At 73.1% G+C, this 19488-nt stretch carries 17 protein-coding genes; 12 read left to right on the top strand and 5 right to left on the bottom strand.

Annotated features, from left to right (window positions below):
• Positions 1–87: 87 nt before the first annotated feature.
• Positions 88–999, bottom strand: coding sequence for a homocysteine S-methyltransferase (mmuM, locus tag ACZ62B_RS12505; RefSeq protein ID WP_468879111.1), 912 nt, complete (start codon positions 997–999; stop codon positions 88–90).
• 150 nt (positions 1000–1149) lie between these two features.
• On the opposite strand from mmuM, the gene ACZ62B_RS12500 reads away from it, so the two are divergent.
• Positions 1150–2934, top strand: a complete 1785-nt coding sequence (locus ACZ62B_RS12500) for a hypothetical protein (RefSeq protein ID WP_469690163.1) — start codon at positions 1150–1152, stop codon at positions 2932–2934.
• A gap of 72 nt (positions 2935–3006) precedes the next feature.
• On the opposite strand, the gene ACZ62B_RS12495 is transcribed toward ACZ62B_RS12500, so the two are convergent.
• Both ACZ62B_RS12495 and ACZ62B_RS12490 read right to left on the bottom strand, forming a co-directional pair.
• A complete protein-coding gene (locus tag ACZ62B_RS12495; RefSeq protein WP_344556398.1) occupies positions 3007–3408 on the bottom strand; it encodes a hypothetical protein in 402 nt (133 codons plus the stop codon).
• Positions 3409–3464: 56 nt separating this feature from the next.
• The gene (locus tag ACZ62B_RS12490) at positions 3465–4355 is read right to left on the bottom strand and encodes a septum formation family protein (RefSeq protein WP_469690161.1); all 891 of its coding nucleotides are present in this window, start codon (positions 4353–4355) and stop codon (positions 3465–3467) included.
• 288 nt (positions 4356–4643) lie between these two features.
• On the opposite strand from ACZ62B_RS12490, the gene ACZ62B_RS12485 reads away from it, so the two are divergent.
• The 3 genes from ACZ62B_RS12485 (at position 4644) to ACZ62B_RS12475 (ending at position 8162) form a co-directional block, all read left to right on the top strand.
• On the top strand, positions 4644–7313 hold the full coding sequence (locus ACZ62B_RS12485) for a winged helix-turn-helix domain-containing protein (RefSeq protein WP_344556394.1): 2670 nt from the start codon (positions 4644–4646) through the stop codon (positions 7311–7313).
• A gap of 17 nt (positions 7314–7330) precedes the next feature.
• A complete protein-coding gene (locus ACZ62B_RS12480; protein WP_344556392.1) occupies positions 7331–7855 on the top strand; it encodes a hypothetical protein in 525 nt (174 codons plus the stop codon).
• A gap of 109 nt (positions 7856–7964) precedes the next feature.
• Entirely contained in the window at positions 7965–8162 is a 198-nt protein-coding gene (locus ACZ62B_RS12475; protein ID WP_344556390.1) for a hypothetical protein, read from the top strand.
• A 17-nt stretch (positions 8163–8179) separates the two neighbouring features.
• Here the strand turns inward: ACZ62B_RS12475 and ACZ62B_RS12470 are convergent, their stop codons facing one another.
• Positions 8180–9592 (bottom strand): DUF2252 domain-containing protein, encoded by a 1413-nt coding sequence (locus ACZ62B_RS12470; protein WP_344556388.1) that lies wholly within the window; start codon positions 9590–9592, stop codon positions 8180–8182.
• Between the two features lie 172 nt (positions 9593–9764).
• On the opposite strand from ACZ62B_RS12470, the gene ACZ62B_RS12465 reads away from it, so the two are divergent.
• Genes ACZ62B_RS12465 through ACZ62B_RS12450 form a run of 4 tightly spaced genes read left to right on the top strand, consistent with a single transcriptional unit; the run spans position 9765 to position 12924 of the window.
• Complete coding sequence (locus ACZ62B_RS12465; RefSeq protein WP_344556387.1) at positions 9765–10235, top strand: SHOCT domain-containing protein; 471 nt, start codon at positions 9765–9767, stop codon at positions 10233–10235.
• Between the two features lie 45 nt (positions 10236–10280).
• Positions 10281–10730 carry a DUF7144 family membrane protein gene (locus ACZ62B_RS12460; protein ID WP_344556385.1) on the top strand — a complete coding sequence of 150 codons (450 nt, stop codon included), beginning with the start codon at positions 10281–10283 and terminating at the stop codon, positions 10728–10730.
• A gap of 10 nt (positions 10731–10740) precedes the next feature.
• Positions 10741–12063: a diacylglycerol/lipid kinase family protein gene (locus tag ACZ62B_RS12455; RefSeq protein WP_344556383.1), complete on the top strand. Its 1323-nt coding sequence runs from the start codon at positions 10741–10743 to the stop codon at positions 12061–12063.
• A gap of 18 nt (positions 12064–12081) precedes the next feature.
• On the top strand, positions 12082–12924 hold the full coding sequence (locus tag ACZ62B_RS12450) for a class II glutamine amidotransferase (RefSeq protein WP_344556381.1): 843 nt from the start codon (positions 12082–12084) through the stop codon (positions 12922–12924).
• 59 nt (positions 12925–12983) lie between these two features.
• On the opposite strand, the gene ACZ62B_RS12445 is transcribed toward ACZ62B_RS12450, so the two are convergent.
• On the bottom strand, positions 12984–13442 hold the full coding sequence (locus ACZ62B_RS12445; protein WP_344556379.1) for a peptidoglycan-binding domain-containing protein: 459 nt from the start codon (positions 13440–13442) through the stop codon (positions 12984–12986).
• A gap of 268 nt (positions 13443–13710) precedes the next feature.
• Between ACZ62B_RS12445 and ACZ62B_RS12440 the strand changes: the two genes are divergently transcribed.
• The 4 genes from ACZ62B_RS12440 to ACZ62B_RS12425 all read left to right on the top strand — a co-directional run bounded on the left by ACZ62B_RS12440 (position 13711) and on the right by ACZ62B_RS12425 (position 19488).
• Positions 13711–15831 (top strand): peptidoglycan-binding domain-containing protein, encoded by a 2121-nt coding sequence (locus tag ACZ62B_RS12440; RefSeq protein ID WP_344556377.1) that lies wholly within the window; start codon positions 13711–13713, stop codon positions 15829–15831.
• Positions 15831–17639, top strand: coding sequence for a PhoX family protein (locus tag ACZ62B_RS12435; RefSeq protein WP_344556375.1), 1809 nt, complete (start codon positions 15831–15833; stop codon positions 17637–17639). Before ACZ62B_RS12440 ends, ACZ62B_RS12435 begins: the two co-directional genes overlap by 1 nt.
• A gap of 83 nt (positions 17640–17722) precedes the next feature.
• Positions 17723–18271, top strand: a complete 549-nt coding sequence (locus tag ACZ62B_RS12430; RefSeq protein WP_344556373.1) for an AAA family ATPase — start codon at positions 17723–17725, stop codon at positions 18269–18271.
• 131 nt (positions 18272–18402) lie between these two features.
• Entirely contained in the window at positions 18403–19488 is a 1086-nt protein-coding gene (locus ACZ62B_RS12425; protein ID WP_469690157.1) for a glycoside hydrolase family 43 protein, read from the top strand.

Raw genomic sequence — 19488 nt, 5'->3', positions numbered from 1 at the left:
CCGCAGGACGAGCCCGACGAGAGCGCTGGCGGACGAGTGGGGCGTGGGGGAGCGGGACCCCGGGGAAGGTCGTCTGGTGCGAGTTCGCTACGGGGTCCGCAGCGCCGACGCCACCGACGCGATCGTCCCCGGTCCCACCCGGCAGCACCCTCCGATCAGCCGGGCCCCCGACTCACGCCAGCCCTTCACCCGCCCGGCACTGAACGTCGACCGGCCCGTCCACGCCCGCGCCCCGGCGTCCCACGTCTCGCCGCTGTTGGGATAGACCACGACCGGTTTGCCGGTGACGCGGGCGGCGAGGGCGACGGCGTGGTCCGCGTCCTCCGGCGTGCAGCAGTTCACGCCGACCGCGATCACCTCGTCCGCCCCTGCGGCCAGCGCGAAGGCCTCCTCCAGCGGCTGGCCGGCGCGGGTGCGGTCGCCGGAGGCCGAGTACGACAGCCAGGCCGGTACGCCCAGACCGCGCAGCGCACGCAGCAGGGCCTGGGCCTCGTCCGTGTCGGGGACCGTCTCCAGGGCGAGTACGTCCGGGGCGGCCTCCGCCAGGACCTCCATGCGCGGGCGGTGGAAGCGCTCCAGCTCCGCCACGCTCAGCCCGTACCGGCCCCGGTACTCCGAGCCGTCCGCGAGCATCGCGCCGTACGGGCCGACCGAGGCCGCCACCCACAGGGGGCGCGTCACCCCGGTCCGCCGGGCCGCCGTCCGGGCGCACTCCACGCTCAGGGCCAGCAGATCGGCCGCCCCCTCCCGGCCGGTCCCGCGCCGCGCGAACCCCTCGAACGTGGCCTGGTAACTGGCCGTGATCGCCACGTCCGCGCCCGCCTCGAAATACGCGAGGTGGGCCGCCGTCACCGCCTCGGGGTCCTCGGCGAGCAACCGGGCCGACCACAGCTCGTCGCTCAGGTCGTGTCCGGCCGCCGCGAGCTGGTTGGACATGCCACCGTCGAGTACGACCGTGCCGTCCGCGAGTGCCTCTGCGAGGGCGGGAGGGGTGCTCATACCGACGACGCTAGCCGAGGTGGTTCCGTACGCCGCGATCCGTCGGCCAGAAGGGCGTGCTGATCCGCGCGGTGATGTCCGTCGCGAGCGGCGGCGTCGGGCGTGTACCGTTCCGGGCATGACGAAGAGAATCGAGTTTTCTTCCGGCCGGTGAGCGTGGCCCACGAGCGCAGTGCGCTCGACCGCCCGGTCTCCCTGTTCGAGCATGCGCGGCGACTGTCCCGGCTGTTCCCGGACGGACCGCTGCCGGACGGCGGCCGTCCCTGGCCGGATGACGGCGACCACCCCAGTGTTCCCCCTCCCGAACGCAGGCTCGCCCTCACCGCCGTACTGCGGGAGTTCATCGGCGATACGGCCCTGTCACCCGCGGATCTTCATGACCGGTGCACTCGCCTGGCGGTCGACACCGGGGACGTGACCCGAGTCCTGAGCGAGCTCGCGCCCGAACCTTCGCAACGGCTCCTCGACGCGGCCCGGTGGCTCGTCAGGAACGGCTGGGATCGGCGCGCGGTCCTCGTCGGACTGGGACTGCTCTGCGGCCATGCCGAACAGCGCGACGTCCCGGCCGTCAGGACGGTCGGGCTGTTGTGCTTCGCCGACCGGCTCGCCGTGGAGGCGCTCGCGAAGGTACCGGGTGCGGCGCACGACCTCATCCGGCTCGCCGAACGATCACGACGCCCCGCGCGGGTTCTCGCCGTCCGGGCGCTGACCGCGCATGCGGATCCGATCGTGCGCCAGTGGGTGCGGTCGACACCCAGGGACCTGCTGTCCAGCGACCACGCGCGGCAGATCGCCGAGGAGCACGGGCTGGCGGAGCTGCTCGGCCGGCCGACGGCGGACGACGCCCTCTGGGACCAGGCCGGCAACCTCCTGCTCGCGATGACCAGCACGCGCAACTACCGGTCCGAGATCAGCCGGTATCAGGAAGCCGAGGTCGTCTGTCGACGGTGGGTCGCTCTCGCCGGCCGACGACCGGCGACGTTGCAGCGGGCCGCCGTGCTGACCATGGTCGCCCAGGACCTGTGCACGGGGCCGGCCGCCCCGGCGGTCGGCGGGCTTCGCCGAGGTCTCGTCGAGCGGATCAACCACGTGCTGTCCTCCCGGCCGTGGGTCGAGATGCTGCGCCGCGGTGCGCGTTCCGACGACCCGGTCGAGGCCCGGCGCGCCGCTTGGGTCCTCAGCGAGGTGCCCCGGAACGACGTACCGGAAGGAAGGTTCGCGATCCGGGTCGTGGTGCCCGATCCGGATCCGGTCGGCTTCCCCCAAGTGGAGGCCAGGGTCGTGGTCGACGGCATGCCGGTCGTCGCGGCCGCGTTCGACAAGGGTCCCGCCGAAAGCCCCGAGCGGCTGGTTCACCACGGGCGGCTCAGGGCCACGGGCGAGCCGAGGGAGGTCATGCTCGCCGAGGCGTACTGCACCGAAGGGTGCTGCGGCGGGCTGTACACCACGATCGTGCGCGACGGGGCGGAGGTGGTCTGGAAGGACTGGCGGTCCTCGATGCCGGGCGATCCGCCACAGGAGCTCCGGTTCGACGCGGCGGAGTACGACCGGGAGGTCGCCCGAGCCGAGCAGGACCACAGTTGGGAGTGGCCGGCCCGGACACTGGCCCGGCTGGTGGCCGACCGACTCCGCGCGGATCCGACCGTCCTGGGCCGGTGGGACTGTGCGCCCGGCTGGTGCACAGCCTGGCTGAAGGAGTTCGACACCGCGCGCCTGACCTTCACCCACCCGGCTCGCAAGGACTTCTTCGAGGACCCTTCCCTGCAGTTCGGCCTGGTGATCGACGTACGGGGCCGAGCCCCGGAGGCCCTCGCGGCCGAGATCATCGAGTCGTTGAGGAACACGGACCCGAAGTCCGTCGCGGAGATGATCGGCGGAAGCAAGGACGGGGCGGAGAAGCTGGGACTCGTCCGCAGGGAGCCGAGCCGCTGGTAGAACCCGTCCGCGCGGTCGATCGCAGACGTCCGGCAACGCTCCCGGCGGTCACCGGCGGTGAGGCGCGGGTACTCACGCCGGGTCCGCCGAGCCCCGCCTGTCCTCGACGTGGACGACGTGGAGTTCGGTGCCGTCCCGGTGGCGCTTGGAACGTCCGAGCAGTCCGACGGCGATCTCCGACCGGTCCTGGGGCTCATCGGGGCCGACGTAGGTGAGGACGTCGTCGTGGTGCCCGGTGACGACCCATCCCTCGGCGTCCTCGAGGGCGATCACTCCGAAGTCCCCCGCCGCGGACCCGGCATGCGCCGGGCCGAACCCCCGCAGGATCCCGGTGGCCTGTTCGGCGAGCTCTCCCTCCGGAGCGGTCAGCACGACACAAGTGCCGTGCTCGAACAGCACCCACGACTTGCGGGGGTCGGCGAGGAGCCGCTGCCAGACGTCTGTCAGTGTCTCGGTGTTCACGGCGGTCATCATGCCGCAGAGCACTGACACCAGGGTGGCGACCGGCTCTTCGCCGACGGGGGCGGGTGTCAGCCCGCCCAGATCTCCGCCTCGTCGGCCGGGACGGTGGTGGCCAGGCCCAGTTCCTTGCGGGCGGCGACCGACTTGTTCGGGTCGATGTCGGTGAACGCCGGGTCGTAGGCGACGTAGAACGCGTCGGCGTCGGCGGCGTTCGCGGCCTCCTTCCAGTTCCCGGCCGCCTTCGTCAGCGTCGCGCGGAGCTTGCCGACCTCGGTGCCCTCGATGCCGTCCAGGCCCTCGAGGTGGGTGTCGAGGGCGGCGGCGACGGCCTTGGCCTGTGCCTTGTAGCCGGCCAGGTCGGCCTCGACGGTGTCCTGCTCGGGCTGGTTCGCCCACAGGGCGTTGTAGACCGCGTTCGAACCCGTGAGGTACGTCGTCTGCTCGGGCTTGAGGGACTTCGCGGTGTCCAGCGAGCCGCTGAGCTTGGCCCCCTCCGCGGTGTAGGTGCAGCTCACCGAGCGGTCGCCGGTCGCCCAGCTCTCCTTGGTCGGGGTGTAGTAGAAGAGGGCGGCGCCCTTGGGGAGCGCCCAGGTGTCCGGGGCGTACTTCTGCGCCTCGACCGGGCAGCGCTCGTCCGCGATCGCCGAGATCTCGTCGTCGCCGGGGTACTCCGTGCCCTTCTTCTGGATCGCGAACTCGCCGACGACCTGGCCCTCGTGGGCCTCGTCGCAGGGCACGACCTCGACGGAGTACGCCTCCCCCTCGGCCTTGCCGTTGGGGTTGTAGCAGTCGCCGGTGTCCAGCGAGAACACCGAGCGCTGACGGGCCACCTTCTTCGCGCCGTCCTTGGCGCTGTCGACGGCGTCGGACACCTCCGAACATCCCACCGCGCCGATCGCGAGCAGGGCGACAACGGCGGATATGCCGCGAAGGGAACGATGCGGGGCACGGATTGCCATGGCGTGTGCATCCTCTTATGTGATCTTTATGAGGGTCGCGCGCATCGTATGCCATTCCCGTGGTCCGGTTGTGCGCAGACCCTCACCCCGTGGTGACGTCTCTGACTCGCGACGGACCGAAAGGGTTGTATCCGGACTGTCCGCAGGTGGGAGCCGGGTGCTGGTGAGTGCGTGGAGGGGGGTGTGCGAGCCCGCGCCCTCGACGAGGCGGCACCTCACGGCGCGCCCTCCGGTCACAGTGCTGGGATGCTGAGAGGGAGCCGCAGCCGAACAGAGGCGGTGAGCGCCATGACCGGGCTTGAAGGGGACGGTTCGTCCGCCGCGGAACCCCTCGCCGACCCGCACGGGGATCCCTTCCTGCGGACCCGGTTCGCCGTTCCGGCGAGACCGGTGACGTACCTGCGGCGGGAGCGGCTGACCAGGCGTCTCGACCAGGGGCTGCGGACTCCGCTGACCATGGTCAACGGTGCCGCGGGTGCGGGGAAGACCCTGCTCGTCGCGGACTGGGCGGAGCGTCTGGGCGACGGGCTGCCGGTCGCCTGGTTCACCACCGAGGCGGCCGGGGACGGGCCCGGGATGTTCTGGGCTTACCTGCTGCGCGCCCTGCACACCGCCGGTGTCCCGCCGCCCGCCGGCGTCGGGTTCCCGGCGGACGCGAACCGCGTGAGCCCCACCCTGGGGGCCCGCCTCGCCGCCGAGCTGAGCGTCCGGGAGCGGCCCGTGGTGCTGGTGCTCGACGAGTTCGACCGGGTCACCTCCCCGGAGATCGCCGAGCAGCTGGAGTTCGTGCTGCGTCACGCCGGGCCGGGGCTGCGGCTGGTCCTCGTCACCCGTACCGAGCCGCTGCTGCCCCTGCACCGCTACCGGGCCGCGGGCGAGCTGACGGAGATCAGGGGCGCCGAGCTGGCCCTCACCCCCGACGAGGCCGCCGAGCTGATGGAGCTGCACGGGCTGCGGCTGCCCCCGGCCGCGGTGAGCGCCTTGGTGGAGCGCACCCGGGGGTGGGCCGCCGGGCTGCGGCTGTGCGCGCTGGCGGCGGGGGAGAGCCCGGATCCGGAGGTGTACCTCAAGGAGTTCGAGGCGGACCGCAGCACGATCGCCGACTTCCTGCTGGCGGAGGTGCTCAAGCGGCAGCACGCCGAGACCCAGGACCTGCTGCTGCGGGTGAGCGTGCTCGACCGGTTCTGTCCCGGCCTGACGAACGCGGTCACGGGGCGCGACGACGCCGAGGCCATCCTGGCCCGGCTGAGCCGGGACAACGCCTTCGTCGAGCACCTCGGGCACAATCTGTACCGGCTCCACCCCTTGTTCGCCGAGATCCTCCGCGCCCATCTGCGGATGCGCCTGCCCGGACTGGAACCCGAGCTGCACCGGCGGGCCGCCGAGTGGCTGCGGCGGTCCGGACACCTTCCGGAGGCGCTCGGACACGGGGCCGCCGCCGACGACTGGGAGTTCACCGCGAACGCCCTGGTCGACGACCTCGCCATCGGCCAGTTCTTCACCGGGCCGCGCTCCGACGCGCTGGCCGGGCTGTTCTCCCGGATGGGGCGGGAGGGCACGGGAGCGGCCCCGGAGCTGGTGCGGGCGGCCGACCGGCTGGCCCGGTGCGAGATCGACGGCGGGCTGACCCACCTGCGCCGCGCACGGCACGAGCTGGCGGAGCACGACGGCACGGCGGACGCGGCGGCGGCCCGGCTGAGCTGCGCCCTGCTGGAGGTGCTGGCCGCCCGGCTGACCGGTGCGCCGGAGCGGGCGGAGGACGCGGCGCGGGCGGCCGGGAGGCTGCGGGAAGCGGTCCCCGCCGAGCTGCTGGACCGGCATCCCGAACTCACCGCGCTGCTGTTGGACCACCTCGGCTCCGCACGGCTGTGGGCCGGGCGCTTCGAGGAGGCGCGGGCCGCCCTGTCCACCGTGGCGGACTCCGCCCCGGGAGCGGCCACGGCCCTCCCGCGCGAGGACTCGCTCGGCCGGCTCGCCCTGATCGACCATCTGGACGGCTGGCTCGGCAGGGCCGAACGCAAGGCCCGCGAGGCCCTCGCCGAGACGGAGCGGTTCGGGCTGCCCCGGCCGTCCGGCTCCGGTGTCGAACGGCTCGTCCTGGCCGCCGTCGCCGTGGACCGTGACGAGCTGGGGCAGGCCCAGGCCCTGCTCGACACGTCGGCCGAGGCGCACCCCGCGATGCGGGACCCCGTACTGGAGGCCGGACGCGCCCTGACGGCCGCACGTCTGCATCTGGCGCGCGGCGATCCGGAGGCCGCGCTGAAGGCGGTGGAACCGCAGGTGCCCGCCGACGCCGTCTCACCGTGGGCGCGCGGGCAGACGGCGCTCGTCGCGGCCGACGCCCACCTCGCCGAGGGACGTACGGAGACGGCCGCCGGGCTGCTGCGGGAGGTGCCCGACGAGCAGCCGGCCTGCGTGGTGGGGGCCGCGCGGGTCCGGCTCGCCACCGGCGGGGCCGCCGAGGCCGTACGACTGCTCGACCGGGCGCGTCCGGAGGGGCGCGCCGGTCCCGCCGTGGCCGTCCGGGCCCTGCTGGTGCGGGCGCGGGCCGCGGACGAGGCGGGGGACGGCGCGACCGCGCGCGGACTCGTGGCGCGGGCGCTGGCGGAGGCGCGCCGGGAGCGGCTGAGGAGGCCCTTCACCGAGGCCGGGCCGTGGATCCGGCGCTACCTGGGCGCGGCGTCGCCGCCCCGGCCGGTGACCGGCCGGCCCGCACCCGGCAACGGCGCGTCCCCGCGCGGGCAGGAGCCGCCGCCCCCCGTCGTCGAGGAGCTGAGCGGACGCGAGTGCGACGTGCTGCGGCGGCTGGCCCTGACCATGTCCACCGAGGAGATCGCCGCCGACCTGTACGTGTCCGTGAACACGGTCAAGACCCACCTCAAGAGCGTCTACCGGAAGCTGTCCGTCAACCGCCGCAACGAGGCGGTGCGCCGCGCCCGCGAGCTGGACCTGCTGTGACGAGGGGGAAGCCCGTGTTGACCGGCACCGGGCACCGCGCGCCCGGCCGTGCCGCGCGCACCGCCGAACGCCGGGCGCACGCCGACTACACGGGCGGTGTCTACGGATCCATGCTCGCGGCCTCGGTGATCGTCGGGGCCGGCACGCTCGGCTCGTTCCCGCGGCTGGAGATGGTGCTGCTGCTGTTGCTCACCGGCGGGGTGTTCTGGATCGCGCACGTGCACGCGCAGTTGTTCGGGGCGCGGCTGGCGCAGCGCAGTCCGGACCGGCACGTCGTCCTGCGGGCGTGCCGTGAGGAGTGGACGATCGTCAAGGCCGCCGTGCCACCGGCGGCCGCCGTGGCCGTCAGTCCCGTGCTCGGCCTCGGCGTGCAGGGCACCCAGTGGTTCGCGCTGTCCGTCGCCGTGGCGGGGCAGGTGGGCTGGTCGGTGGCGGCGGCCCGCCGGGCCGGTGCCGGCCGGCGCCTGATGGCCCTGTCGGCGGTGGTGAACCTCGTACTCGGCCTGGTGATCCTCTCGTGCAAGCTCTGGCTGAAGCACTGAGACGGGCGGTCCCTCACCTGTACCGGGTGAGCCGGGCCGCCGCCCGGTGGCGGACGATCGCAGGGTACGGGCGCGGCCCGCCTGTCCCAGGCCACCCGGGGAGCAGCCCATGCGCTACGAGATCCGTGTCGACGGACATCTCTCGGAACCGCTGATCGAGGTTTTTCCGGAACTCGACCACGTCGTGATGTCCGGTCAGACCCTGCTGTTCGGGCACGTCGTCGACGAGGCACACCTGTACGGGCTGCTGGCCCGCTGTCAGTCCCTGGGGCTGCGGGTCGTGGAGATGCGCCAGGTGCCGGAGTAACGGTCCCGGCCGGCGGGTCACGGGCTCTCGGCGCGCACCCTGCCGGACCGCACGGCCTCGCCCAGCGCCTCGAAGTCCCGCTGGTTGCGGTCCGCGTAGTCCTGCGCGAACCCGGCGAGCGCCCGGTCGAAGCGGTCGCCGCGCCCCAGGTAGGCGGCGATGGCGACCGGATCGCCGGACCGGGCGTGGGCCCGTGCCAGACTCGCCCCGCACAGCCGCGCGAACAGCCGCAGCAGCCCCGGGTCCATGGTCTCCGGACGGGCGATGCCCTTCCAGTCGCGCAGCTGCCGTACGTAGAAGTCGCGGGGGCGTCCGTCGAGACCCACGGCGTGCGTCCAGCCGAGCAGGATGTCGCTGGTCGTCTGGATCAGCCGCTGACCCGCCACGACCCGGCGGCCCTGGTTGTCGTAGCGCTCGTGGTGCGCGCCGTCCGTGTACGGCGCGAGCACCGACTCCTGCGCCTCCTTGGCCTGCAGCAGCAGGGGATCGCCGTCGTCCCGGCCGAGCAGGAGCACGATCCAGCAGCGGGTGCCGACACTGCCGACACCCACCACCTTCCGGGCCACGTCGGCCAGGTGGTAGCGCCCCAGCAGGTGCCGGCGCTCCGACGACAGCGAGCGCGCGTAGCCGTCCAGGACCTCGCGCAGCGCCTCCTCCTCGGTGGAGGGATCGTCCAGCAGGTCGCGCAGCGGCGTGACCAGCGGCGGATCCGGGGCGATGCGCCGCCCGTCCGCCGATACACGGGTGAGCTTCGCGAAGGCCTGGAGATGCGTGCGGGTCCGGGCGCGTTCCGTCGCCCCGGCGGTACGGCGCCGGGCCGCACGGTTCATCGACGAGGCCATGAGCTCCCGCAACCGGTCGGCGTCGTCCTGCGCGTACCAGACGTCCAGGGTGCGCATCCCGGCGAACTCCCGCATGCGCAGGCGGTACGCCTCCACGCAGGCGCGCACCGCGCCGTTCTGCTTCCCGACCGGGAAGCCGTTCGCCCGGCCGGCGACGGCGAAGCTCGCCGCCAGTCGCTTGACGTCCCACTCGAAGGGACCGGCGTGCGTCTCGTCGAAGTCGTTGATGTCGAAGACCAGACGGCGCTCCGGGGAGGCCAGCAGGCGGAAGTTGAGCAGGTGGGCGTCGCCGCACAACTGCACGGTCAGACCGGTGTCCGGGAGCGGACCGAGGTCCGCCGCCATGATCGCCGCCGCACCACGGTAGAACCGGAAGGGGGACTCGAGCATGCGGCCGTGGCGGACCGGCACCAGCTCGGGCAGCCGGGTCGCCGACTGCCGCTCGATCACGCCGACGGGGTCGGGCCGGTCCCCGGCCGCCTCGAACCGGCCGTGGGAGGCGCGCGGGACGCGGCTGCGCGCGTCCTTGCCCCGGGCGGCACGCTCGGCCGGGCTCAGGGGGGTGCCGGACGAACTTCCTGCGGCCATCGCTGCCTCCCGTCCGTGCCGCGCGCGACGACTTCCCCGAGGCCCATCCCATCGCGTCGGCGCCGTGCCCGGATCACCCGTCCCGGGTGAGGCAGTGGGCCACGCGCCGAGTACAGGCTGAGCCTGGCACCCAACCGCACGTCGGGGCGCAGGCCCGGAACGGAGGACCGAGATGAGTGGTGCGACGTACCTCGCGTACGACTATCCGCTGCTGAGCGCCTTCTGGACCATACTGGTCTTCTTCCTGTGGATCATGTGGTTCGTCCTGCTCTTCCGGGTCGTCATGGACATCTTCCGCGACGACGACCTGAGCGGCTGGGCCAAGGCCGGCTGGCTGGTGTTCACGGTCGTCCTGCCCTTCCTGGGCGTCTTCGTCTACGTGATCGCCCGCGGCAGGAACATGGGGCGCCGCGAGATCGCCCAGGCGCGCGCACAGCAGGAGGCCTTCGACAGCTACGTCCGCGAGACCGCCAGGGGCGCCGGCGGCCGCGCCAGCAGCGTCGACGAACTCTCCCGGCTGTCCGAGATCAAGGCCCGCGGAGACATCACGGACGACGAGTTCCGCCGGGCGAAGGAACTGGTCCTGAGCGGCCACGGCCCGGCGGAACACCCGGGCCCGTTCGCTTCCTCCGCGAGCCGCTGAACACACGACACGGACACGGACACGACACGGAATCGAGGCATCGGAATGACAGCGACACATCCGACACACGGCGCACGCGCGGCGACCGGTGCGCACGCCCCGTCGGCCAAGGGGCAGTGGGCCGAAGGCCTGACCGTCTTCGCCGCCGTCACGCTCATGATCGTGGGAGTGCTCGACATCCTCCGGGGCATCATGGGCATCGCCGAGGACGACGTCTTCGTCACGACGCGGAACTACGTCTTCGAGTTCGACCTCACCGCCTGGGGCTGGACCCACCTGGTGCTCGGCGCCCTCGCGGTGCTCGTCGGCCTCGGCCTGACCCGGGAAGCCATGTGGGCCCGCGTCGCCGGCGTGGTGATCGCCGGGCTCATCATCATCGCCAACTTCCTGTCCCTGCCGTACTACCCGGTCTGGTCCGTCGTGATGATCGCCTTCTCCGGGTTCATCGTCTGGGCGCTGTGCGTGTCGCGTGCGCACACCGGCGCGGAACGCTGAGCCGGGCTCCGTGCCGACCACCGGCCGCCGGGGTGCCCGGTGGGCGCGACTGGCGCTCCTCGCCCTCGCGGCCGGCGTCCTGGTCCCGCTCGTGGCCGCCGGCCTGCGCAGCGTGCTCTGGGCGCTGCTCGGCCTCGCCGGACTGGCCCTGGCGGCCGTGGGACTGTGGTGGACGCTCTCCCACTTCGGGGCGGTGCGGATCGTCGGCGCGGTGCTGTGCGTGACGGCACCGCTGACGGTCCTCGCCCTGTACGCCGCGGGCGGGATGCTGGGGCCGGCCGCGGTGTCCCTGGCGCTGTGGGCGCTGGCCGTGGGCGCGGCGCGGAACGCGGTGGCGCCCGCGACCGCCGAGCCGGTGCCCGCCGAGCCGCCGCGCCGTCCCTGGGCGCTGATGAACCCGCGCTCCGGCGGCGGCAAGGTGGACCGCTTCCGGCTGGCGGACCGGGCGCGTGCGGCGGGTGTCCGGGTGGTGCTCCTCGGCGCCGGGCACCAGGACGTGGCCGCGCTCGCCGAGGACGCCGTGCGCGACGGAGCCGATCTGCTGGCGGTGGCCGGCGGGGACGGCACCCAGGCGCTGGTGGCGGAGGTGGCCGCCCGCCACGACCTGCCGTTCCTGGTGATCCCGGCCGGCACCCGCAACCACTTCGCGCTCGACCTCCGTCTCGACCGGGACGACCCGGCGAAGGCCCTCGACGCCCTGACGGACGGCGTCGAACTCCGGGTCGACCTCGGTTTCGCCGCCGGCCGGGTCTTCGTCAACAACGCCTCCTTCGGCACGTACGCGGCGGTCGTGGGCGATCCCGCGTACCGGGAGGAGAAGCGGCGGACCACGCTCCGGACGCTGCCCGGTCTGCTGTCCGGCCCGTCGGCGCCCCGGCTGCGGATGCGGGCCGCCGGGACGCGGGCGGACGGGCTGCAGGCACTGCTCGTCAGCAACAACCCGTATCTGCGGGTGGTCGACGCCTCCCGGCCGGGGCGCCGGGAGCGGCTGGACTCCGGACGGCTCGGGGTGCTGGGAGTGCGGGTCGAGAGCGCGGTGCGGGCCGCCGGGATGGCACGCGGCCCCCGCGCGGCCGGCCTGCTGCGGCTGACCGCCGACGAGGTCGTCGTGGAGGCGGACACCCCGGTCGTCCCGGCCGGCGTGGACGGGGAGCACGTGCTGCTGCCGGTTCCCGTGGTGTGCCGGATCGTGCCCGGGGCGCTGCGGGTGCGCGTCCCGCGGGGTGCGGTGGGTACGCGGCCGGGGAACGGGGCACCCGACTGGCCGCGGGTGACGAGGCTCGCGCTGGGCCGGCGCGACGACGGACCCTGGAACGGCGGTTGTGACCGTTGACCGGGAAGGCGGTGGACGATGTGCCGTTGGCTCGCCTATTCGGGCACTCCCATCCTGCTCGACAGCATCCTCTACAGGCCGGCCCACTCACTGATCGACCAGAGCCTGCACGCCAAGATGGGCGTCGAGACGACCAACGGTGACGGGTTCGGCGTGGGCTGGTACGTGCCGGACAAGGACAGCCCCGCGGTCGTCCGGGACATCGGACCGGCCTGGAGCGACCGCAACCTGCGGGAGATCGCCGAGCACGTCGTCTCGCCGCTCTTCTTCGCCCACATCCGGGCCTCGACCGGCACGGCGGTGCAGCAGACCAACTGCCACCCGTTCCGGCACGGCCGCTGGATGTGGATGCACAACGGGGCGATCGCCGAGTTCCACCTCGTCAGACGCGACCTCGCGCTGTCCGTCGAGCCGGGTCTGTTCCCGTACGTCGAGGGTTCCACGGACTCGGAGATGATGTTCTACCTCTCGCTGACCCTCGGTCTGGAGGAGGATCCGCCCGGTGCCGTCGCGCGGATGGCCGGCCTGGTGGAACGCGTCGGCCACGAGCACGGCGTGGAGTTCCCGCTGCAGATGACGGTCGCGGTGACCGACGGCGTGCGCCTGTGGGCGTTCCGCTACTCCAGCCAGAAGGAGTCGCGCTCGCTCTTCTACAGCACCCGCGTGGACACCCTGCGCTCCCTCCACCCGGACCTGGCCTTCCTGCGCGAGATGTCCGACGACGCCCGCCTCATCGTCTCCGAACCCCTGGGCGACCTGCCCGGCGCCTGGAACGCGGTCCCGGAGGGGACGTACGGCGTCGTCCAGCCGGAAGGGGACCGGATGGGGACCTTCACGCCTGTGGCGGCCCGAAGGCCCTGACCGCGGAGGGCCGGAGACCGTACGTCACCCCGGTCCCGCCGGGACCGGGGTGACGTGGGCTAGACGCCCGCCTTGACGCAGTTACGGCCGGGGTCGCCGTTGATGTAGTAGTACCACTTCATCGCCTTGCGGGTCTCCGGCCCGTAGATGCCGTCCACGCCGATCCTCGCCGCGGCCTGGACCTCCCTCACGGCCTGCCGCGTCAGGTCCCCGTAGATGCCGTCGGTGCCGCCGGTGTTCTTGCCGTGGCAGTGGATCAGGTTGAACTGCAACTCCTCGACGGCCGGCCCGGAGTCGCCTTTCCGCAGCTCGCAGTTCCTGCTGCCCGTGCCCTTGTAGTACGGCTGCAGGACCGTCGTCGCCCCGGCGTCCAGCGCCTTCTCCTTGACGCCGTTGCACGTCGGATAGGAGGCGGCGGACGCGGTGGGCGCGGCGGCGACCGCGCCCACCAGGAGACTCGCGGTGACGGCTCCCGAGAAGAGAGCGGCCTTGGTACGAGGCAGGCGGCCTCGGTGCATGGTTCCCCTCCTGTTGTTGGTGCGGATGTGGTCGGCGCACCGGTCTGCCGCTTCAGCGTTCCTGCGACCGGCCTGGCCGGCCAGGCCTTTGCGCCCTGCCGAAAAGGCCCAGCACACGAGGGGGCGCCGCATGCTCCGAATTCACCTCACCGACATCGCCCCACCTGGGCTTTTGCGTCCAGCCTCAAAGGTGTGGCGTGGTGGTGGAGTTGCGGCGAACGTTGGCCGGGTATGCCCCTGTGCCCACCGTTCACTGGAGAGAGCCGCCATGGCCGTCACCATCCTGCGCCGGTCCACCTGGGCCGCCCATGTCCCTGATACGTCGACGGGAGCGGAACTCATCGCGGACAGAGCCGCGACCGTCTACTGGAACTACGAGTTCCCCTACCGGGCGGCGGAGGAGGCCATCGTCGCGCAGGCCGGCATGGGCCCGCTGAACACCGGCCGCGCGTGGACACCGTGGAAGGGCGGCGTGTTCATCCACCACCGCGGGCTCGTCCCTCCCGTCCTGAACTCCGAGGACGACTGCCGCCGCGACATCGCCGAGGTGTGGGCGAAGGAATACGCCGAGGACTTCGAGGACATCGAGTACAACTTCCTGGTGTGCCCGCACGGACACGTCTACGAAGGGCGCGGCCTGCAACGGGGGGAGGCGAACTCGCCCGGATACATCCGGGAAGAGGGCTACGGGGACGTCGGACGCAACACCGGCTACTACTCCATCTGCGGCCTGCTCTGGAAGTACCAGCAGCCGACGTCCGCGATGAAGAACGCGATCAAGGACCTGATCTGGCATCTGCGCACCGCCGTCCCCGACAACCGCAAGGCCGGCGACGCGATCTACCCCCACTCCAAGAACAACCCGGACACCGACTGCCCCGGCAACCTCACGGAGTACGCGAAGACGGGGTCGGCCATCGACCCGGGCATGCCGAGCCAGTCGGCCCCCGCCCGGCTCGACGTCATCTCCCGCTCGGAGTGGGGAGCGCGCCCTCCCCGTGACGTGGTCAAGGTGGCGTACGGGCAGCGCATCGGCTTCGCCGTGCACTACTCCGCCGCGAACAAGTACCAGACCGTGCGGGCGATCCAGAACTACCACATGGACTCCAACGGCTGGGACGACATCGGCTACAACTTCCTCGTCGACTGGCAGGGGCGGATCTACGAGGGGCGGGGCTGGGACAACCTGGGCGCGCACATCACCGGGCACAACACCACCCACTTCGGGGTGTGCTTCATCGGCGTGGACGGCGATGCCACGACGGCGGCCAAGAACGCGATCCGCAGCCTCTACCACGCCGCCAACGAACGGACGAACAAGGTCCTCGACGCCACCTACCACGGGGCGCTGGCCTCCACCCAGTGCCCCGGCTCGGAGCTGCGGCTGTGGGTGATCAACGGGATGAGCGGGTCGACCCTGCCCATCGGAGGCGGTGATCCGGGCACTCCCGGAACGGGACTGGTCAGCGTCCGCTCGGTCTCCGCCCAGCAGCGGGCCGTCAACAGCCTCGGTTACACCCCGCCCCTGGACGTGGACGGCAGCTTCGGCCCGCTCACCGAGGCCGGGGTCAAATGGCTGCAGACCAAGGTCGGTACGGATCCCGACGGGTTGTGGGGGCCGCTCACCGAGGCGGCGTACGTGGCGTACATCGGCAGGGGCGGCGGCGGGGGCGGGTACGCGGCGATCCGCTCCATCGCCGCGCAGCAGATCGCGGTCAACGGTCTCGGTCACACCCCGCCGCTCGACGTGGACGGCAGCTTCGGGCCGCTCACCGAGGCGGGGGTGAAGTGGCTGCAGACCAAGGTCGGCACCGCGCCGGACGGTTTGTGGGGACCCGACACCGAGCAGGCCTACGCGACGTACACCGGGTCACCGAACTTCGGTGGGGGCGGGATCACCACGATCCGCTCCGTGCGGTCCCAGCAGAGCGCGGTCAACGGCCTGGGCCACACCCCGCCGCTGGACGTGGACGGCGTCTTCGGGCCGCTCACCGAGGCGGGGGTGAAGTGGCTGCAGACCAAGGTCGGCGCGGCGGCGGACGGAATGTGGGGACCCGCCACCGAGGCGGCGTACACCGCCTACACCGACGGGGAACGCCTTTCGGTCGACGGGGAGTTCGGACCCGCGACGATCACCGCGACACAGCGCGCGATCGGGGTCACCGCCGACGGGGAGTGGGGGCCGGCTTCCAAGCGCGCCCTCCAGCAGCACCTCAACACCTGGGCGGGGGCGGGCCTCGTCGTCGACGGCGACATCGGTGAGGCCACCGTGAAGGCGATGCAGCGGCACCTCAACAAGATGACCGGCGCCGGTCTGACCGTCGACGGCGACTGGGGAGCGGGCACCACCCGGGCCCTGCAGACGGCTCTCAACCAGGGGAGGTTCTGATGCGTGACGGAGCGTGGAGCAACGAGGCGCCGGGCAACGACGCGCCGGGCAACGGGACGGAGGCGGCGGGGGGCCCGTCGCGGCGCGGTGTGGTCGCGTACGGCGCGCTGACCGCCACCGGACTGCTGGCCGTCGGGGCACCCGGCGCCGCGGCGGCCGACGGCTCCGCGCGGCGGCCGGCCGCAGGGACCAGCCGCCCGCCGTCGTCACGGTTCGAACCCGTGGCGGCCAGTGAGGCGGACGCCGTCACCGTCCCCGCCGGGTACCGCGCGGACGTCATCGCCCCCTGGGGGCAGCGGATACGCACGTCCGGGACGGACGCGGACGGCTCCACCGCGCAGGCGCGGCAGGTCGGCAGCCACCATCACGGCATCCGGTACGTCCCCCTGGCGGACGGTGCCGCGGCGAGCCGGCACGGTCTGCTGGTCATCGGCCACGAGAGCGCCGATCCCGCGCTGCTGGGCGACGACCCCCGTACGGCCATGGCCGCCCAGGGGGTCACCGTGGTCGAGGTGCGGGAGTCCGGCGGGACCTGGAGGACCGTGGGCTCGGCGCTGGGCCGCAGGATCACGGCGGACACGCCGACCCGGTTCTCCGGTCCGGTCGCGGTCGACGGCGACCCGCGCGGTGTGCCGGCCGTCAGCGGTGTCGGCGTCACGCCCTGGGGGACGTGTCTGGCCGCGGAGGAGGACTTCCGGGCCTGCTTCGGCACGGACGACCCGGCCTGGCGGCGCACCGAGGAGGACATCCGCTACGGGCTGTCCGCCACCGGGTTCGGTCACCCGTGGCACCGCTCGGACCCGCGCTTCGACCTGTCCCGACCGGAGGCGAGCCCCCGGCACTTCGGCTGGATCGTGGAGTTCGACCCGCGCGACCCGTCCTCCGCGCCGGTCAAGCGGACCGCCCTCGGCCGCTTCGCGCACGGCGGCGCGACGGTGACCGGGAGCGCCGGCCGTGCCGTCGTCTACAGCACCGACGCCGTGGACGGCGGCCACCTGTACAAGTACGTGAGCGGGGGCGGCCGGAGCCCGCTGGACGACGGCACGCTCTACGTGGCGCGGCTGCGCGCCGACGGCACCGGGGCCTGGCTGCCGCTGCGGCACGGGCACGGCCCGCTGACCCGTGAGGCGGGGTGGCGTGACCAGGCCGACGTGCTGGTACGCGCCCGGCTCGCCGCCGACGCCCTGGGCGCCACCGCGCTGAACCGGCCGGAGCGGGTCGCCGTGAGCCCCGTCGACGGCCACGTCTACCTGGCGCTCGCGGGCGGCAACGGCACGGCCCGGTGTTCGGACTCGGGCACCGGGAGCGCGGTGCCGCGGCTGGGGGACGCCGATCCCCACGGGCGCGTCGTGCGGTGGCGGGAGACGGCCGGTGACGGGCTGCGCTGGGAGGAGTTCCTGTCGGCAGGGGAGCAGCGGTCCCCCGAGGCGGCCTTCCTCGCGCCCAAGGGCCTGTGGTTCGACGCGCGGGGCACCCTGTGGATCTCGACGGGGATCTCCGGTCACGCGCTGAACGGCCCCGGCGCCGCGTACCGGGAGGCCGGCAACAACGCCCTCCTGGCCGCGGACGTCGCGACCGGCACCGTCCGCCGCTTCCTCACCGCCCCGCGCGGCGCCGAGGTCACCGGGGTGGACGCCACCCCGGACGGGCGGACGCTCTTCGTCAACATCCAGCACCCCGGCGAGCGGACCGCCCGCTGGGGCGCCCCGGACGCGAGCGACCCCCGCGCGGTGAGCGGCTGGCCGGGACTGCGGCCGGGTGACCGGCCGCGCTCCGCCACGGTCGTCGTGCGCCGCACGGCCGGATAGGACCGGGCCCCGCGTGCGCCTCCTCCCGGGACGGGACCGATATCGGATCGCGGGAGGAGGCCGCCGGCTGGCACGCTGCCCCCATGGACCGGGCTGAGGCGCTGCTCATCGGAGGACGGGCCGGAGTCGGCAAGACGACGGTGGCGTGGGAGGTTTCGGCGCTGCTGCGTGCCGCGGAGGTCTCCCACGCGATCGTCGAGGGCGACTTCATGGGGCAGGTGCATCCGGCACCGGAGGGGGACCCCCACCGCTCGGAGATCACCGAGAGCAATCTGACCGCCGTGTGGGCCAACTTCGCCCAGCGGGGCTACCGGCGCCTGGTCTACACGAACACCGTGAGCGTGCTGCCCGAGGCGACGGGCATGTTCGAGCGTGCCATGGGGGCCGGGGTGAGGATCGTACGGGTCCTGCTCACCGCCTCCGACGCCACCGCCCGGGAGCGGCTGACGGGCCGGGAGCTCGGCTCGGAACTGGAGCGGGAGCTGGAAGGGAGCCTCCGCAAGGCGCGGCTCCTGGACCGGCGCGCCCCGGCGGGGACGGTACGGGTGGCGACGGACGGACGGTCCGTCGTGGACATCGCGCGGGACGTGGTGGCCGCCACCGGCTGGACCGTCATGCCCGCGCGACCCTGACGGTCACGTCCCGCCGGACCCGTTGACCTCTCCGTGACACGCCCTTACCTTTTCGACGTTCGTCGTTTCAGACGACGTTCGATATACCGAAAAGCGAGTGCATGTCATCTTCCCCACGAGAGGCAGACCGCATGAGCCGCGCCGCCGACGACCGCCTGCCCGACCCGTCCCCGCCCCCCGCCCGCAGACTCCTGCTGAAGGGCGCCCTCGCCGCGGGCGCCCTGGCCGCCGCGACACCCGCCGCGGCCGACGCCGCCGCACACCCGAAGGCAGCCCCGTACGTGAACCCGCTCGTCCCCAACCGCGCCGACCCGCACATCACCCGGCACACCGACGGCTTCTACTACTTCACCGCCACCTCCCCCGAGTACGACCGGATCATCCTGCGCCGCTCCCGCACCCTGGGCGGGCTCGGCCGCGCCGCCGAGTCCGTGATCTGGCGGGCGCACCCCTCCGGGGACATGGGCGCCCACATCTGGGCGCCGGAGATGCACCGCGTCGACGGCAAGTGGTACGTCTACTTCGCCGCCGCGCCCGCCGAGGACGTGTGGGCGATCCGCATCTGGGTGCTGGAGAACGCCCACCCCGACCCCTTCAAGGGCACCTGGACCGAGAAGGGGCGGATCAGAACCGCGTGGGAGACCTTCTCCCTGGACGCCACCACCTTCGCCCACCGCGGCACCCGCTACCTCGCCTGGGCCCAGCACGAACCCGGCCTGGACAACAACACCGCCGTCTGGCTCTCCGAGATGGCGAACCCCTGGACCCTGACCGGACCCCAAGTGCGGCTCTCCACACCCGAGTACGACTGGGAACGCGTCGGCTTCGCGGTCAACGAGGGCCCCTACGTGCTGCACCGCAACGGCCGCCTGTTCATGACCTATTCGGCCAGCGCCACCGACCACAACTACTGCGTGGGACTGCTGACCGCCGACGAGGACAGCGACCTCATGGACCCCGCCAACTGGGCCAAGTCGCCCGTCCCCGTCTTCACCAGCAACGACACGACCGAGCAGTACGGCCCCGGCCACAACTGCTTCACGGTCGCCGAGGACGGCCGTACCGACGTGCTCGTCTACCACGCCCGCCAGTACAAGGAGATCGTCGGCGACCCGCTGCACGACCCCAACCGGCACACCAGGATCCAGAAGCTCGGCTGGAAGCCGGACGGCACCCCCGACTTCGGCGTCCCCGTGGCCGACACCGCGGGGGCGTGA

The sequence above is a fragment of the Streptomyces sp. NPDC053426 genome, assembly GCF_055585405.1.
This window is presented reverse-complemented; position numbering and strand designations above follow the sequence as displayed.

Excerpts from the sequence above, each read along its gene's own strand:
- mmuM (WP_468879111.1), bottom strand. The coding sequence starts at position 999 with ATGAGCACCCCTCCCGCCCTCGCAGAGGCACTCGCGGACGGCACGGTC.
- ACZ62B_RS12495 (WP_344556398.1), bottom strand. The coding sequence starts at position 3,408 with ATGATGACCGCCGTGAACACCGAGACACTGACAGACGTCTGGCAGCGG.
- ACZ62B_RS12490 (WP_469690161.1), bottom strand. The coding sequence starts at position 4,355 with ATGGCAATCCGTGCCCCGCATCGTTCCCTTCGCGGCATATCCGCCGTT.
- ACZ62B_RS12485 (WP_344556394.1), top strand. The coding sequence starts at position 4,644 with ATGACCGGGCTTGAAGGGGACGGTTCGTCCGCCGCGGAACCCCTCGCC.
- ACZ62B_RS12475 (WP_344556390.1), top strand. The coding sequence starts at position 7,965 with ATGCGCTACGAGATCCGTGTCGACGGACATCTCTCGGAACCGCTGATC.
- ACZ62B_RS12470 (WP_344556388.1), bottom strand. The coding sequence starts at position 9,592 with ATGGCCGCAGGAAGTTCGTCCGGCACCCCCCTGAGCCCGGCCGAGCGT.
- ACZ62B_RS12465 (WP_344556387.1), top strand. The coding sequence starts at position 9,765 with ATGAGTGGTGCGACGTACCTCGCGTACGACTATCCGCTGCTGAGCGCC.
- ACZ62B_RS12460 (WP_344556385.1), top strand. The coding sequence starts at position 10,281 with ATGACAGCGACACATCCGACACACGGCGCACGCGCGGCGACCGGTGCG.
- ACZ62B_RS12450 (WP_344556381.1), top strand. The coding sequence starts at position 12,082 with ATGTGCCGTTGGCTCGCCTATTCGGGCACTCCCATCCTGCTCGACAGC.
- ACZ62B_RS12445 (WP_344556379.1), bottom strand. The coding sequence starts at position 13,442 with ATGCACCGAGGCCGCCTGCCTCGTACCAAGGCCGCTCTCTTCTCGGGA.
- ACZ62B_RS12440 (WP_344556377.1), top strand. The coding sequence starts at position 13,711 with ATGGCCGTCACCATCCTGCGCCGGTCCACCTGGGCCGCCCATGTCCCT.
- ACZ62B_RS12435 (WP_344556375.1), top strand. The coding sequence starts at position 15,831 with ATGCGTGACGGAGCGTGGAGCAACGAGGCGCCGGGCAACGACGCGCCG.
- ACZ62B_RS12430 (WP_344556373.1), top strand. The coding sequence starts at position 17,723 with ATGGACCGGGCTGAGGCGCTGCTCATCGGAGGACGGGCCGGAGTCGGC.
- ACZ62B_RS12425 (WP_469690157.1), top strand. The coding sequence starts at position 18,403 with ATGAGCCGCGCCGCCGACGACCGCCTGCCCGACCCGTCCCCGCCCCCC.